At 64.7% G+C, this 14,598-nt stretch carries 15 protein-coding genes; 10 read left to right on the forward strand and 5 right to left on the reverse strand.

What is annotated here, in order from left to right; all coding sequences use genetic code 11:
- Positions 1–13: 13 nt before the first annotated feature.
- From QM470_RS19000 to QM470_RS19020, 5 genes are all read left to right on the forward strand, one after another.
- Positions 14–1,093, forward strand: coding sequence for an ABC transporter permease subunit (locus tag QM470_RS19000; protein WP_283340355.1), 1,080 nt, complete (start codon positions 14–16; stop codon positions 1,091–1,093).
- A gap of 23 nt (positions 1,094–1,116) precedes the next feature.
- The gene (locus QM470_RS19005) at positions 1,117–1,917 is read left to right on the forward strand and encodes an ABC transporter ATP-binding protein (RefSeq protein WP_283340356.1); all 801 of its coding nucleotides are present in this window, start codon (positions 1,117–1,119) and stop codon (positions 1,915–1,917) included.
- Between the two features lie 2 nt (positions 1,918–1,919).
- Positions 1,920–2,660 carry an ABC transporter ATP-binding protein gene (locus QM470_RS19010; RefSeq protein WP_280013792.1) on the forward strand — a complete coding sequence of 247 codons (741 nt, stop codon included), beginning with the start codon at positions 1,920–1,922 and terminating at the stop codon, positions 2,658–2,660.
- A 644-nt stretch (positions 2,661–3,304) separates the two neighbouring features.
- Entirely contained in the window at positions 3,305–3,952 is a 648-nt protein-coding gene (locus QM470_RS19015; protein ID WP_218332853.1) for a DUF47 domain-containing protein, read from the forward strand.
- 20 nt (positions 3,953–3,972) lie between these two features.
- The gene (locus QM470_RS19020; RefSeq protein ID WP_066539686.1) at positions 3,973–4,983 is read left to right on the forward strand and encodes an inorganic phosphate transporter; all 1,011 of its coding nucleotides are present in this window, start codon (positions 3,973–3,975) and stop codon (positions 4,981–4,983) included.
- Positions 4,984–5,110: 127 nt separating this feature from the next.
- On the opposite strand, the gene QM470_RS19025 is transcribed toward QM470_RS19020, so the two are convergent.
- From QM470_RS19025 to QM470_RS19045, 5 genes are all read right to left on the reverse strand, one after another.
- On the reverse strand, positions 5,111–5,326 hold the full coding sequence (locus QM470_RS19025; protein WP_283340357.1) for a hypothetical protein: 216 nt from the start codon (positions 5,324–5,326) through the stop codon (positions 5,111–5,113).
- Positions 5,323–6,483 carry a PepSY-associated TM helix domain-containing protein gene (locus tag QM470_RS19030; RefSeq protein WP_283340358.1) on the reverse strand — a complete coding sequence of 387 codons (1,161 nt, stop codon included), beginning with the start codon at positions 6,481–6,483 and terminating at the stop codon, positions 5,323–5,325. Before QM470_RS19030 ends, QM470_RS19025 begins: the two co-directional genes overlap by 4 nt.
- Before the next feature lie 86 nt (positions 6,484–6,569).
- The gene (locus QM470_RS19035; protein ID WP_283340359.1) at positions 6,570–8,966 is read right to left on the reverse strand and encodes a TonB-dependent receptor; all 2,397 of its coding nucleotides are present in this window, start codon (positions 8,964–8,966) and stop codon (positions 6,570–6,572) included.
- Between the two features lie 174 nt (positions 8,967–9,140).
- Positions 9,141–10,421, reverse strand: coding sequence for a sigma-70 family RNA polymerase sigma factor (locus QM470_RS19040; RefSeq protein ID WP_283340360.1), 1,281 nt, complete (start codon positions 10,419–10,421; stop codon positions 9,141–9,143).
- A 238-nt stretch (positions 10,422–10,659) separates the two neighbouring features.
- Positions 10,660–11,109, reverse strand: a complete 450-nt coding sequence (locus tag QM470_RS19045; protein WP_066539679.1) for a TM2 domain-containing protein — start codon at positions 11,107–11,109, stop codon at positions 10,660–10,662.
- Positions 11,110–11,409: 300 nt separating this feature from the next.
- On the opposite strand from QM470_RS19045, the gene rpsP reads away from it, so the two are divergent.
- From rpsP to QM470_RS19070, 5 genes are all read left to right on the forward strand, one after another.
- Complete coding sequence (gene rpsP, locus QM470_RS19050; protein ID WP_066539673.1) at positions 11,410–11,664, forward strand: 30S ribosomal protein S16; 255 nt, start codon at positions 11,410–11,412, stop codon at positions 11,662–11,664.
- A gap of 90 nt (positions 11,665–11,754) precedes the next feature.
- Positions 11,755–12,324, forward strand: a complete 570-nt coding sequence (gene rimM / locus QM470_RS19055; RefSeq protein ID WP_283340361.1) for a ribosome maturation factor RimM — start codon at positions 11,755–11,757, stop codon at positions 12,322–12,324.
- A gap of 38 nt (positions 12,325–12,362) precedes the next feature.
- Positions 12,363–13,142, forward strand: a complete 780-nt coding sequence (gene trmD / locus QM470_RS19060) for a tRNA (guanosine(37)-N1)-methyltransferase TrmD (RefSeq protein ID WP_283340362.1) — start codon at positions 12,363–12,365, stop codon at positions 13,140–13,142.
- A gap of 112 nt (positions 13,143–13,254) precedes the next feature.
- Complete coding sequence (rplS, locus tag QM470_RS19065; protein WP_066539666.1) at positions 13,255–13,641, forward strand: 50S ribosomal protein L19; 387 nt, start codon at positions 13,255–13,257, stop codon at positions 13,639–13,641.
- 164 nt (positions 13,642–13,805) lie between these two features.
- On the forward strand, positions 13,806–14,555 hold the full coding sequence (locus QM470_RS19070) for a CoA pyrophosphatase (RefSeq protein WP_283340363.1): 750 nt from the start codon (positions 13,806–13,808) through the stop codon (positions 14,553–14,555).
- Positions 14,556–14,598: the final 43 nt, after the last annotated feature.

The raw sequence follows: 14,598 nt of genomic DNA on the forward strand, positions 1-14,598 counted from the left end.
GAGGGAACGCAACATGCAATCCAAGAAAACCGTGCAATGGGCGCTGTGGGGCATTGTGCTGCTGGTGCTGCCCCTGGTGCTGCAGTACTTCGGCAACGCCTGGGTGCGTATCGCCGACCTGGCGCTGCTGTATGTGATGCTGGCCCTGGGGCTGAACATCGTCGTGGGCTATGCCGGCCTGCTGGACCTGGGCTATGTGGCGTTCTACGCCGTGGGCGCCTACATGTTCGGCCTGATGGCGTCGCCCCACCTGTCCGAGACCTTCGCCTGGTTCCAGTCCATGTTCCCGGACGGGCTGCACTCCAGCATCTGGCTGGTGATTCCGCTGGCAGCGCTGCTGGCGGCCTGTACCGGGGTGCTGCTGGGGATTCCGGTGCTGAAGCTGCGCGGCGACTACCTGGCCATCGTGACGCTGGGTTTCGGTGAAATCATCCGCATCTTCATGAACAACCTGGACCACCCGGTGAACATCACCAACGGTCCCAAGGGCCTGAGCCAGATCGACTCGATCCAGGTGTTCGGTGTCGACCTGGCCAAGCGGCAGGAGATTTTCGGCTTCGACATCAGCTCGGTGACCATGTACTACTACCTGTTCCTGGTGCTGGTGCTGATCACGGTGGTGATCTGCTACCGCCTGCAGGATTCGCGCATCGGCCGCGCCTGGATGGCCATCCGCGAAGACGAGATCGCCGCCAAGGCCATGGGCATCAATGTGCGCAACATGAAGCTGCTGGCCTTCGGCATGGGCGCCACCTTCGGCGGCGTCTCGGGCGCCATGTTTGCCGGCTTCCAGGGCTTTGTGTCGCCGGAATCCTTCAGCCTGATGGAGTCCGTGATGATTGTGGCCATGGTGGTGCTGGGCGGTCTGGGCCATATCCCCGGCGTGATCCTGGGCGCCGTGCTGCTGGCTTCGCTGCCGGAGGTGCTGCGCTATGTGGCAGGCCCGCTGCAGGAGTTGACCGGCGGCCGCCTGGACGCCGCCATCCTGCGCCAGCTGCTGATCGCAATGGCCATGATCGTCGTGATGCTGTTGCGTCCGCGCGGCCTGTGGCCGACCCCGGAACACGGCAAGAGCCTGGCGCAAAAGGGATGAGCGCCATGCAAGGAGTTGAAGCAATGACAGCCACCACGGCCCCCGCCGCTGCTGACACCGATGTGGTGTTGAAGGTCGCGGGCATTTCCAAGCGATTCGGCGGCCTGCAGGCCTTGAGTGATGTGGGCGTGACCATCCGCCGCGGTCAGGTCTACGGGCTGATCGGCCCTAACGGTGCCGGCAAGACCACGTTCTTCAATGTGATCACCGGTCTGTACACGCCCGACAGCGGCAGCTTTTCGCTGGCGGGCCATCCCTACGAGCCCACGGCCGTGCACAAGGTGGCCAAGGCCGGTATCGCCCGCACGTTCCAGAACATCCGTCTGTTTGCCGAAATGACGGCGCTCGAGAACGTGATGGTGGGGCGCCATGTACGCACCCATTCCGGTCTGATCGGTGCCGTGCTGCGCACCCCTGGCTTCAAGGCCGAGGAAGCCGCCATCCGCCAGCGTGCCCACGAGCTGCTGGAGTACGTGGGCATTGCCAAGTACGCCGACTTCAAGGCGCGCACGCTGTCGTATGGCGACCAGCGGCGCCTGGAAATCGCCCGCGCACTGGCCACCGACCCGCAGCTGATTGCGCTGGATGAGCCGGCCGCCGGCATGAACGCCACCGAGAAGGTGCAGCTGCGCGAGCTGATCGACCGCATCCGTAAGGACAACCGCACCATCTTGCTGATCGAGCACGACGTGAAGCTGGTGATGGGCCTGTGCGACCGCGTGACGGTGCTGGACTACGGCAAGCAGATTGCCGAGGGCACGCCGGCCGAAGTGCAGAAGAACGACAAAGTGATCGAGGCCTATCTGGGCACCGGAGGGCATTGAGCATGGCAGAGCAAGCAACACAGCGCACCGGGGAGGTGCTGCTGCAGGTCAAGGGCCTGAAGGTGTCCTACGGGGGGATCCAGGCCGTCAAGAGTGTGGACTTCGAGGTGCGCCAGGGCGAGCTGGTTTCGCTGATCGGCTCCAACGGTGCCGGCAAGACCACCACCATGAAGGCCATCACCCGCACACTGAATGCCAATGGCGGCGAGATCAGCTACCTGGGTAAGAGCGTGCAGGGGCGCGGTGCCTGGGATCTGGTCAAGGAAGGCCTGATCATGGTGCCCGAAGGGCGCGGCGTGTTCGCCCGGATGACCATCACGGAAAACCTGTTGATGGGGGCGTATACCAAGAACGACAAGGCGCAGATCGCGGCCGACATCGAGCACATGTTCGTGCTGTTCCCGCGCCTGAAAGAACGCCGCGACCAGCTGGCCGGCACCATGTCCGGTGGCGAGCAGCAGATGCTGGCCATGGCGCGCGCGCTGATGGGCCACCCCAAGCTGCTGCTGCTGGACGAGCCATCCATGGGCCTGTCTCCCATCATGGTGGACAAGATCTTCGAGGTGGTGGCCGATGTGCACGCCCAGGGCATGACCATCGTGCTGGTGGAGCAGAACGCCAGCCGTGCGCTGGCACTGGCCAACCGTGGCTATGTGATGGAGTCCGGCAACATCACCATGGAAGGCGAGGGCAAGACCCTGCTGGACGACCCGCGCGTGCGCGCTGCCTACCTGGGCGAGTAAGCGCCCAGCCTCTGCTGCCAGCCGGAGTGGCCGCAGCAGGGTGGGGTGGCCCTGGCAAGGGCATGAAACCGGTTGGTAACTGGCTCCCTGCAGCCCTCTGTGCGGGGAAATGCACCGCAGTGCTGGCGGTGCATAAAATGATTGCTATTAAAAATATAGCTATCTATGCATATCTATATTTATTTTTGATATAAAAACACCGCCATATCCATAGTGCAAAAGAATAGATAGCTCCTCTATTAGGAGTGGATGCGGCGGATGGCCGCACGGCGAGGCCTTTGTCGCTGCGGCGCAACATTTTGCGCAGATTTATTTTCTGCCGCCCGGTGCGGCGCCCGCCCCTCTGAAAACACGGCCTGCCAACGGAAGTGAGTCGTCCCTACGCAGGAGGGGGTGATGCCCTACTGCCTGCGAACCCCAGGCGGTTTGGGTAAAAATTGCCGCCTATCGACAGTACCGACATGTGCACGTCACACGAAAAACGTACTGCGATGGCCTGCCGGCGCCCATGGAAAAGGGCACCGCAGGCTGACGGCACAGAAGGCCGGCAGCCAGGCCCGATTACCCGGCGGTTACACTTCGCCGAAATTTCGCGCCAGCTGCCATTCGGGTGACTGGCATCTGTCAGTCATGAGGAGCCATTGATGCTGTTTGGCAAGCTGTTGCCGCGCGAGGGCAATTTTTTCGAAATGTTCAACCAGCATGCGGATCGCATTGTGGAGGCCGGACGTGCCTTTTCCCAGCTGGTCGCCAACTATGGCGATGAACACCTGCGCGACAAGTACAACCAGGACGTGGACAACGCCGAGCGCGCTGCCGATCGCGTGACGCACGAGGTCAACAAGACCCTGCACCAGACCTTCATCACCCCCATCGATCGCGAGCACATCCACACGCTGATCAACACGATGGACGATGTGGCCGACCTGCTGCAGGACTGTGCCGAATCGATGGCGCTGTACGACGTGCGCCACATGACGGCCGAAATCCACCGCCTGACGGACCTGAGCGTGAAGTGCTGCGAACGCGTGCGCGACGCCGTCAAGCTGCTGGACCGCATCGCCGACCAGAGCACGGCCGAAGCCGCACTCAAGACCTGCGAAGAGATCGACCGCCTGGAAGGCGATGCCGACCGCGTGCTGCGTGCCGCCATGAGCAAGCTGTTCCGTGAAGAGCCCGATGTGCGTGAAGTGATCAAGCTCAAGGCCATCTACGAGTTGCTGGAAACCGTCACCGACAAGTGCGAAGACGTGGCCAACATCATTGAGGGCATCGTCCTCGAGAACTCCTAAGCACGCAGGAGCTCTCCACCATGGAAACCGTACAAGCCGCCCTGTGGGTGGTGATTCTGCTGGTGGCGATGGCGCTGGTGTTCGACTTCATGAACGGGTTTCATGATGCGGCGAACTCGATTGCGACCGTTGTCTCCACCGGCGTGCTCAAACCCACGCAGGCCGTGGTGTTTGCCGCCTTCTTCAACTTTGTCGCCATCTTTGTCTTCCACCTGAGCGTGGCGGCTACGGTGGGCAAGGGCATCGTCCAGCCGGACATCGTCGACACCCATGTGGTGTTCGGTGCGCTGGCCGGGGCCATTGTCTGGAACGTCATCACCTGGTACTACGGCATTCCGTCCAGCTCGTCGCATGCGCTGATCGGCGGCATCGTGGGTGCCGCCATTGCCAAGGCCGGCTCCAGCGTGCTGATCGCCGGCGGCATCCTGAAGATCGTGGCCTTCATCTTCATCTCGCCGCTGCTGGGCTTTCTGTTCGGCTCGCTGATGATGGTGGCGGTCGCCTGGATCTGCCGCCGCACCCGTCCCAACAAGGTGGACAAGTGGTTCCGCCGTCTGCAGCTGGTGTCGGCTGGTGCCTATTCGCTGGGCCACGGCGGCAACGATGCACAAAAGACCATCGGCATCATCTGGCTGCTGCTGATCGCCACCGGCTACTCAACGGCAGGCGAAGCTTCGCCTCCGCTGTGGACCATCATCAGCTGCTACCTGGCCATCGGCCTGGGCACGATGTTTGGTGGCTGGCGCATTGTGAAAACCATGGGCCAGAAGATCACCAAGCTCAAGCCCGTGGGCGGCTTCTGTGCCGAAACCGGCGGTGCGATGACGCTGTTCTTCGCCACCTTCCTGGGCGTTCCTGTGTCCACCACCCACACCATCACCGGCGCCATCGTCGGCGTGGGCTCCACCCAGCGCATGAGCGCGGTGCGTTGGGGCGTGGCCGGCAACATCGTCTGGGCCTGGATTCTGACCATCCCGGCCAGCGCCTTCGTGGCCGCCATCGCATACTGGGTCAGCCTGCAGCTGTACTGATAAAGCGGCAGCGGATAGCTGCAGCTGCGCATGAAAAAAGGACTTCCAGGCAGCAACGCCTGGAAGTCCTTTTTTTTGCTTCTCTTTTTTTGTTCCTCTTTTTCTCTTTTGCTATGCGCAAGGGCCGCTATCTAGGATCGGTGCGGCGTGGTGTCTGGCGGCGCAGCCAGCCGAACCACAAGCCGACCAGCACCGGGATGCCCAGGCACAGTGCGGCCAGGTGGTCACCCCAGCCATCCTCGCTGAACAGGGCCGCGACGAGGCCTGTGGCGGTCAGCAGCCCCAGGGCGATGGGCCAGGCCCAGAGAAAGACAAAGTGGCGGTACTTGGGAGGTGGCGTCATGCGGCACTTTCTGCGTTGTCCGCGGTGGCGGTGGATGCTACGGGAGCCGTGGTCCGGGGCGCTGTCTTGCGCTTGCGCAGCCACAGGTACAGGCCACTGCCCAGCACGATGATGGAGGCGATGTCCAGCAGCGCCCACAGAATCTGCATGGGCCGCCCGCCGTAGTCGCCAAAGTGCAGCGGCTGGGACAGCAGCAGGGTCTTCACATACCAGGGCATGGACGGGGCGGCGGTCACCTCGGCGGTACGGGCATCGACCAGAACCGGCCACAGCAGCTTGGAGGTCAGGGGCTCGTTGCCCTTGAGGAAGAAGGTGTAGTGGTGCGGGCTGGAGTAGCTGGTGCCCGGGAAGGCCACAAAGAACAACCGGCTGTCCGGCACCTGGCGCTGGGCCGCTTCCAGCGCGGGTTGCAGCTGGGCCCGCTGCGCGGCGGGCACCAGGGATTGGCCCTGGTAGGGCTGCAGGATGCTGGTGAGCTGGTCGTGCTGCCAGTATTTGATGACCAGGTCTGCCCAGGTGTTGATGACGCCGGTGGCACCCACCACCAGCAGCCACACCAGGGTGATGATGCCCAGCAGGTTGTGCAGGTCCAGCCATTTCGCATGCGTCTGGCGCTCGCGGCGCACGCTGCCGAACTGCAGCTTGCGCATGAAGGGGGCGTACAGCACGGTGCCGCTGACGATAGCCACCAGCAGCAGCAAGCCCATGAAGCCCAGGAACAGCTTGCCGGCCAGACCGGCGAACAGGTCCACATGCAGCTTGAACATGATCCACATGAAGCCCTGGTCAAAGCGGGGCTCGGCCAGCAGCGCGGCGGTGCGGGCATCGACCACCACGCTGCGAAAGTCCGTGGTGGGCTCGGGCGTGGGCGTCATGGTGACGAACCACAGGTTGTAGTCGTCCTCGCCGGGGGAGGCGAACTGCACCACCCGGTCGGGGTACTGGGCGCGGGCCACGTCCAGCACGTCGTCCAGGTTGGCGCGTGGGGTATCGGCCGGCATGGCCGGGGCTTCGACCTCGGTACCCAGCAGGTGGCCGATCTCGTGGTGGAAGATCAGGGGCAGGCCGGTCAGGCACAGCAGCAGCATGAAGACGGTGCAGACCAGGCTGCTCCATTTGTGCACCCAGGCCCAGGTCTTGATGGTTGTGTTTTGCATGGCAGCTCAAGAAAAGAAGGAGCGCGAAGGCCCTGCGCGGCCGGTGGGGGCGGCAGCGCAGGGCCAGGGAGAACCTCTGACGGGTGTCAGAAGTCGATGGCCGCAGACAGCGTGAAGGTGCGCGGCGCGCTGACCATGGCGTAGGAGTAGCTCGAGGACACGGTGGTGGTCAGCCAGTAGCGGCGGTTGGCCAGGTTCTCGATGTTGGCGCGCAGCACCACCGGCTTGCCGGCCACCTGCATGGCATAGCGGGCGCCGAAGTCCAGGCGCGTCCAGCCGGGCACGCGCAAGGTGTTGGCGTTGTCCAGGTGGACGGACGAGACATACAGTGCGCGCCCGTTCAGGCTCAGGCCCTGCACGCCCGGCACATCCCAGTCCGCGGCCACGCTCAGCGTGCGGCGCGCCACATTGGGGGCGTTGTTGCCTTGCACGCTGAGGTCTTCGATGCGGGTGAGCTTGGCCTGGGTGAAGGCCGCGCTGGCCATCAGGCGCAGACCGCGCTGCAGCTCGCCATAGGTGGACAGCTCCAGACCGCGGTTGCGTTGTTCACCCGCATAGCTGTAGACATTGCTGACCGGGTCGGTATAGCCGCTGGGCTTTTTGATCTGGAACACGGCCGCCTGGGTGACCATGTTGCCCCAGTCCACCTTGACGCCGGCCTCCAGCTGCTTGGATTTGAAGGGCGACATGGTCTGGAAGGCATTGCTCACGCCCACGGGGGCTGTGCCGCCATCGGTCAGGCCGGCGGTGTAGTTGGCGTACAGCGCCAGGTGGTCCACGGGTTTGATGACGATGCCCGCCAGCGGCGAGTTCGCCGAGGTCTGCGTCTGGCTGTAGGGGCTGTGGGTTTTGATGCGCTGGTGGCGCAGACCGAAGGTCAGCAGCAGGCGGTCGTCCAGCATGGCCAGCGAATCGGTCAGTGCCAGGCCCTGCTGGCGCAGGTTGCTGTCCTTGACGGGCTTGCCGTGGCTGCCATCGACGATGGGCAAGGGGTCGTAGATCGTGGAGCTGGTGGAAGGCAGAGTGCCGTCATAGTAGTAACCGCTGTCACGGTCCAGCCAGTTGGCGACCAGGGCGACACGGTGGTCGACGGCGCCGGTGCGGAAACTGGTCTTCACCCCCAGGTCGGCGGTGGTGGTCTCGCGGGCATCGTCGTAGATGGAGTTGCCCACCAGCATGCGGCCACTGGAATCCAGCAGGTTGCCCGACGGGAAGTTCTGGTTCACGCGAAAGTGGTTGTAGCCCACGCCGGCCATCAGGGTCAGGCGGTCGGTCAGGTCGTATTCCAGCCGGCTGGTCACCATCTTGTTGGTGGAGTCGATGGACGTGCCGGGGTAGAAGTTCAGGCGGCCGTCTGGAGGGGCGGGCAGCCGCGTGTCGCTGTAGCCCCCGGGGCCGAAGAGCACCATGGCCTGGGGGCGAAATTCCCGGGTGTCGTCGTGCAGGGCCAGGGCGTCCAGCGACCAGCGCAGGCGGCTGGAGCGGTAGTCCAGCCCCAGCGAGCCCATGCCCATCTTCTGGCGGCCACCGTCGATATTGCCTTCTCCGCCGCGCAGCACGCCGTTCACGCGAATGCCCCAGGCCTTGTCCTCACCAAAGCGGCGGCCCACGTCCAGGTGGGTGCTCAACTGGGCCTGGCTGGTGTAGGTGGTGGTCAGCCGGGTCAGGGGGGCATCGCCGGCGCGCTTGGTCACCAGATTGATGCTGCCGCCAATGCTGCCGTCTGGCCCTAGGCCGCGTGCCAATGCGCCCGGGCCCTTGAGCAGCTCGACCCGTTCCACCATTTCCAGGGGGATCGTGGTGGTGGCGGCCAGGCCGCCGAAGTTGTTCACAAAGGTCTCGCCGTTCGCAACGTTGAAGCCGCGGATCTGGAACGAATCCCCAAAGCCCCCCGAGGCTGTGAGCGAGCGCACCGAGGCATCGTTGACCACCACATCGGCCAGCGTGCGGGCTTGCTGGTTCTCCAGCAGCTCGGATGTGAAGTTGACCACGCTGAAAGGCGTATCCATCACGTCATTCGTGCCCAGCACACCCAGGCTGCCGCCGCGCGCGATCTGGCCGCCGGCATAGGCTTCAGGCAGGCCGTCTGCGCGGCTGCGCACGGTCACATCCTGCAGCGCTGTCTCGCCGGTGGCGGCGGTGATCAGCAGCGTGTTGCCGCTGATGCGGGCGTTCAAGCCGCTGCCTTGCAACAGCTGCTGCGCCGCAGCCTGGGGGCTGAGCGTGCCCTGCACACCTGCGGTCTTGCGGCCTTGCAGCAGTGCCGGAGGAGCCATCAGCTGCAGTTGGGCGGTGCGGGCCAGCTGGGCCAGGGCACTGTCCAGCGCCTGTGCCGGGATCTGGAAGGCGATGGGGGCTTGGGCGGCGGTCGAGACGGGCGCCGGCTGGGCGTGGACAGGGGCGCTTGCCATGGCCACCAGGGCCGCGGCGGCCAGCAGGCGCAGCGTGGCGGGTGGATGGGGGGCGAAAGAGCGGTCGGGCATAACGGAAAGAGAAATGAGAGTGCTTCGTTTTCCGGTCTTCGTCGGGAATGGCGTGCCGGAATCCTCGATCTGCCACCCGCAGTCAACGGGACGTGCTGCGGCAGATCTCATGCGGTACAACGCACTCGCGCTGCAAATCCCTCAAAGAAAAGCAGTAGCCACCTGGAAAAAGCCTCAAGACCGGGTGATGACGATCCACGCCTGCCCGTGGGCTTGCTCGGCCCGCAGCTGTACGGGCAGCATGGCGGGCAGCAGCTGCACCCAGTCGGCGGCGTGGCTGATCTGTACGCGCCCGAACACCCGCAACTGCGCCGCAGAAGGCTCCACCCGCACGGGCTGGGAACAATAGCGGCTGATGCGCTGGATGGCGGCTTCCAGCGGAAGGTTGTCCAGTTCCAGCCAGCCGTTGCGCCAGGTGGCAACCTCGCCGCCGGGTTGGCTGCGCTGGGGGGCGTGGCCCGCCGTCCAGCGCAGGGTTTCGCCGTCGTGCAGTTCCACGGCCTGGCGTTCTGCTGCGCCGTCCCGCTGGGCCACTTGCACATGGCCTTGCTCCACGGTGACGCGCACGGTGTGCGCATCTTCCAGGGCCACCTCGAAGCGGGTGCCCAGCACGGTGATGCGGGCACTGCCCGCATCCACAATGAAGGCTCGCTGTGCATCGCGCTGCACGTTGAAAAAGGCGGTGCCGCGGTGCAGCTGCACATGGCGCTGGTGGGCGTAGAAGGCCACGTCGGCCAGGCTCTGTGCATCCAGTGCCAGGCTGCTGCCGTCCGGCAGGGCTTGCTGCAGCGGCTGGTGCTGGGCGGCGCTGAGGGTCAGCTGCCAGGACGGTACCCACTGGCGCCAGGCCAGCCAGGCGCTGGAGCCGCCCATACCGATGCCCGCCAGCGACAGCAGGGCTCCCAGCGTGCGCCGCCGGCCCTTGCGTGCGGCCGGAGCGGGGTCGCCGCGCCAGCGGTGCAGCGCCTGCTCGATGGCGTCCATGGCGCGCTGCACTTCGCGCTCCACCGTCTTGACGGAGGTGCCGTGCTGCGCGGCAATGTCGGTCTGGGGCGTGCCATCGAGCCGGTCGGCCAGAAAGATGGCACGGCAGCGGGGGGGCAGGTCGGCCAGCGCCTGGTCCACGGCCGCAATGGCCTGGCGCAGGCTGTGGGTGTCTTTCACATCGTCGGTCTGTGCGGGCTGCCACAGTGCCACGCCCTGCAGCGCATCCTGCTGGCGCTTGCGGCGGCGGTAATGGTCAATCACCAGGTTTTCCGCCACGGCATACAGGTAGGCGCGCGAGGAAGGGGTGTGCAACTCCTGCGACAGCGTGGGCTGGCTCTCTGCGGCGCGCACCCAGGCGTCATGCACCAGGTCATGGGCCTCTTGCCGGTCGCCCATCCTGCGGGCGACAAATCCCACCAGGGAGCGGTAGTTGTCGAGGGCACTGTGCAACAGGGGGGAGGAGGACATGGGCGGCAGCGGCGGCGGTCAGGGATTTTTCTATTCTAGAAAATAGTTCTTATTCTTATTTGGGTGTGTGCATCCAAGCCACAGACCCCTGGGGCTTCTGAAAACCGGTCCTGCGGGTGCGCGGTGTCTAAAGCTTTCTGGCTGTTTTCAGCCGTATCGGACGGCCCGGCAAGCCTGGGTTGCTTCGATTTTGGATAGCAACAGGCCGCCGCAGAGATGCCGCCGGTGGGGCTTTGCGCTATTGGGAGATCTTGCGCGCTTCTTCGATCTGGTACTCGAAGTAGTGCTGGAAGCTGTAGGCCAGGCTGGCCATCAGCACGGCGGCCCCCACCATCAGTGCGGCGGCAATGGCAAAAATCGTGGGCCAGCCCGTGCGGCCGGGTGCAGCATCGGGGGCGGCCGAGGGGTTGTGGAGCGCATTCCAGCGCTCGGGCGTGGCCAGTCCGTACAGAATGGCCTTCAGCGCACAGCCGGCGATGGTGAAGCCCAGCAGCGGAATCAGCACCCAGCTGAGCTGGTCGTCCTGGCCCAGCTGCTGCATGCGCTGGATGCCGTACAGGCCCAGCGCGGTGGGGATGGGCAGCAGCCAGCCGGGCAGATCGCCCAGGCCGTGCAGGTAGAAGCGGTGCAGGCCCAGCGGGCCACCCAGAAAGGCCAGCCAGGCGGCGACGGTCTTGTTCTTGCGCATGCAGGGATTATTCGGGTCCCTGGCCGCCGCGACCAGCTAGGGACTACGCCATGGCTCGCCGCCGGGCACCAGGCGAGTGCCTGCATGCCGCGGCCTGCAGGGGCGGACTGCAGGGGCGGACTGCGACCGGACGGCACTGGATGAGCGCCCTTGATTGCGAGGGGTGTAGGCAGCTTGCACAGAAGCCGCTATAATCGCGAACTTTGCTGCGTGTCGCTGGCCGGGTGGCTATGTCGCGTGTCTCAAACGGAGCAAAAAATGTGGCAGCGCAAGCTGCCTATACCACCCGAAGGATTAATCATGGTCGTTATTCGTCTGTCCCGCGGCGGCTCCAAGGCTCGCCCTTTCTACACCATCGTTGCCGCCGACAAGCGCGTGCGTCGCGACGGTTCGTTCATCGAGCGTCTGGGTTTCTACAACCCCAGCGCCCGTGGCGCTGAAGAAGGCCTGCGCGTGGCGCTGGACCGCGTGACTTACTGGAAGAGCGTTGGTGCTCAGGCTTCCGACACCGTGGAACGCCTGATCAAGCAAGCTGCCGCCAAGGCTGCTGCTTAATCAGCACTCCCCTTAAAACGGGTTCCGTCGGCCAGTCTGACGGAACCCGTTTTTTTATTTTCTCTGTGTGCAAACCTGTCAGTGACTGCCATGAGCCAGATGCCCGAACTTGAAGTGACCACCCTGCCTGCCGACGCCGTGGAAGTGGGCCGCATTGCCGATGCCTGGGGCATCAAGGGCTGGTTCAAGGTCATCTCCTACAGCAGTGACGCCGAAGTGCTGCTCACCGCCAAGAACTGGTATTTGCTGCCGGCCGAAAAAGGCGCCAAGCATTTCACCGGCACCGTGCTGTTGCCCGTGAAGCAGGCGCGCACGCACTCGGACTCCATCGTGGCCACTGCAGCAGCCGTGGGAGACCGCAATGCGGCCGAGACCCTGCGTGGCGCGCGCATCTTTGTTTCGCGCACGGCCTTTCCGGCGCCCGACGAAGGCGAGTTCTACTGGGTGGACCTGCTGGGAATGTCCGTGGTCAACCGCGAAGGTGTGGCCATGGGTGTGGTCAAGGATCTGCTGGCCACCGGTCCGCAGACCACGCTGGTGCTGGCCTATGACGAAGGCGGCAAGGAGCGTGAGCGCATGATTCCCTTTGTCGACGCCTATGTGGACAAGGTCGACCTGGCTGGCAAGAGCATTCTGGTGGACTGGCAGCTGGACTACTGATCGGCTGCGAACTGGGGCGCTGCTTGCGCCATGGCACCATGCGTTTTGACATCATTACCCTGTTTCCCGAAATGTTCGCCCCGTTCCTGGAGAGCGGGGTCACACGGCGCGCCTACGCTTCGGGGCAGGTGGCGGTGCATCTGTGGAATCCGCGGGACTACGCCCAGGGCAACTACCGCCGTGTGGACGACCGCCCCTTCGGTGGCGGGCCCGGCATGGTGATGCTGGCCGAGCCGCTGCAGCACTGCCTGGACGCCATCCGCGCCGCGCGCGTGGCAGAGCAGGCGCAGGAAGCCACGCAGCCCGCGCCGCTGGTGCTGTTTTCGCCCATCGGCGCCACGCTCAAGCACGCGGCGGTGGCCGACTGGGCCGGGAGCCAGGGCGCCGTGCTGCTGTGCGGCCGCTATGAAGGCATTGACCAGCGTTTTATCGACACCCATGTCACACACCAGATCAGCCTGGGTGACTTTGTGCTGTCCGGTGGCGAGCTGGCGGCCATGGTGCTGCTCGACAGCATTGCCCGCCTGCAGCCCGGGGTGCTGAATGACGAAGGCAGCTTCCAGCAAGACAGTTTCAACCCGGCGCTGGATGGTCTGCTGGACTGCCCGCACTACACCCGGCCGGAGCAGTGGCATGGGCAGGAGGTGCCGGCCGCGCTGCTGAGCGGACACCATGCCCAGATCGAGCGCTGGCGCCGCGACCAGCGCCTGCGCATCACGGCCGCCCACCGGCCGGAGCTGATTGCCCAGGCCCGCAACCAGGGCCTGTTGAACGCCAAAGACGAAGCCTATTTGGCAAAAATCGCGTCCCCGCTATAATGGCTGGTTCTTCGATCCTCTATCCGGCCGCTGCATCGGTTTGAATGCAGCCTATAGCGCCAATCCCGGCGCTTGCCAATTCTGGCGCGGACACGATCGAGTGGATGCAACCATGAACCTGATCCAGACCCTCGAGCAAGAGGAAATCGCCCGTCTGAACAAGACCATCCCCGCTTTCGCCCCTGGTGACACCGTCATCGTGAGCGTGAACGTGGTCGAAGGCAGCCGCAAGCGCGTGCAGGCCTACGAAGGCGTGGTGATTGCCAAGCGCAATCGCGGCCTGAACAGCGGCTTCACCGTGCGCAAGATCTCCAGCGGCGAAGGCGTGGAACGTACGTTCCAAACCTACTCCCCTCTGATCGCCGGCATCGAAGTCAAGCGCCGCGGTGACGTGCGCCGTGCCAAGCTGTACTACCTGCGTGAACGCAGCGGCAAGTCGGCTCGCATCAAGGAAAAGCTGCCCCAGCGCGTCAACAAGGCTGCCGTCGCAGCCGCGTAAAGCGCGAACGTGTGGGGTCTGGCCGCTGCGGTGGCCAGGTCATCCACGCGACCGGAGCTTGACCGGAAAAGCCGCTACAGTTCGCTGTGGCGGCTTTTTTTATGCCTGCTGCGTACCCCTTGTCTGCGTACTCCGCTTGCCTGTACCGCTCTGCACCGCCCGCCATGTCCACTGCCTCTTCCGCACCCGCGCCGGCCCCCACGGGTGGCACCGCACCGACCGGGACCCCAAGTCGCCTGCCTTCTGCGTTCGATCCGCGACATGCTCCTCTGGTGGGGGTGGATGCCCACTTGCCGGCGGTGCCGCTGGCCTGGCAGACGGAAGCGGCGCTGCGCCAGCGCTTTGCGGCGGCTGTGCAGTGGGAGCCCGAGCTGCGGCGTGAGCCGCGTTTTTCCGACCGTCCCCCCACCCAGGCCGCCGTGCTGCTGCCGCTGGTGCTGCGCGAGGAATTGACGGTGCTGCTGACCGAACGCACCACGCATTTGTCCACCCATTCGGGTCAGGTGGCTTTTCCCGGAGGCAAACGCGATCCGGAGGATGTGGATGCGGTGGCCACCGCGCTGCGCGAGGCGCATGAGGAAGTGGGGCTGAATGCGGCCTACGTCCAGGTGCTGGGCTGTCTGCCGGTGTATGCCACCGGCACCGGTTTTCAGGTCACGCCGGTGGTGGCGCTGGTGGACCCTGCGGCGCCGCTGCGACCCAATCCCTATGAGGTGGCGGATATTTTTGAAGTGCCGCTGCGTTTTGTGCTGGACCCCGCACACCACGAGCGCCACAGCTACGAGTGGAACGGCATGCAGCGTGAATGGTTTGCCATGCCCTACCAGAACGGCGACCGCCAGCATTACATCTGGGGCGCCACGGCGGGCATGCTGCGCAATTTCTACCGCTTCATGCAGGTCCCGCTGGCATGAAAATCGTCGCCAGGCTGACGGCCTGAGCAGCGCTTTACCTGCA

This window comes from Comamonas sp. 17RB (genome assembly GCF_030056555.1).
GTDB classification, from domain to species: domain Bacteria; phylum Pseudomonadota; class Gammaproteobacteria; order Burkholderiales; family Burkholderiaceae_C; genus Comamonas; species Comamonas terrigena.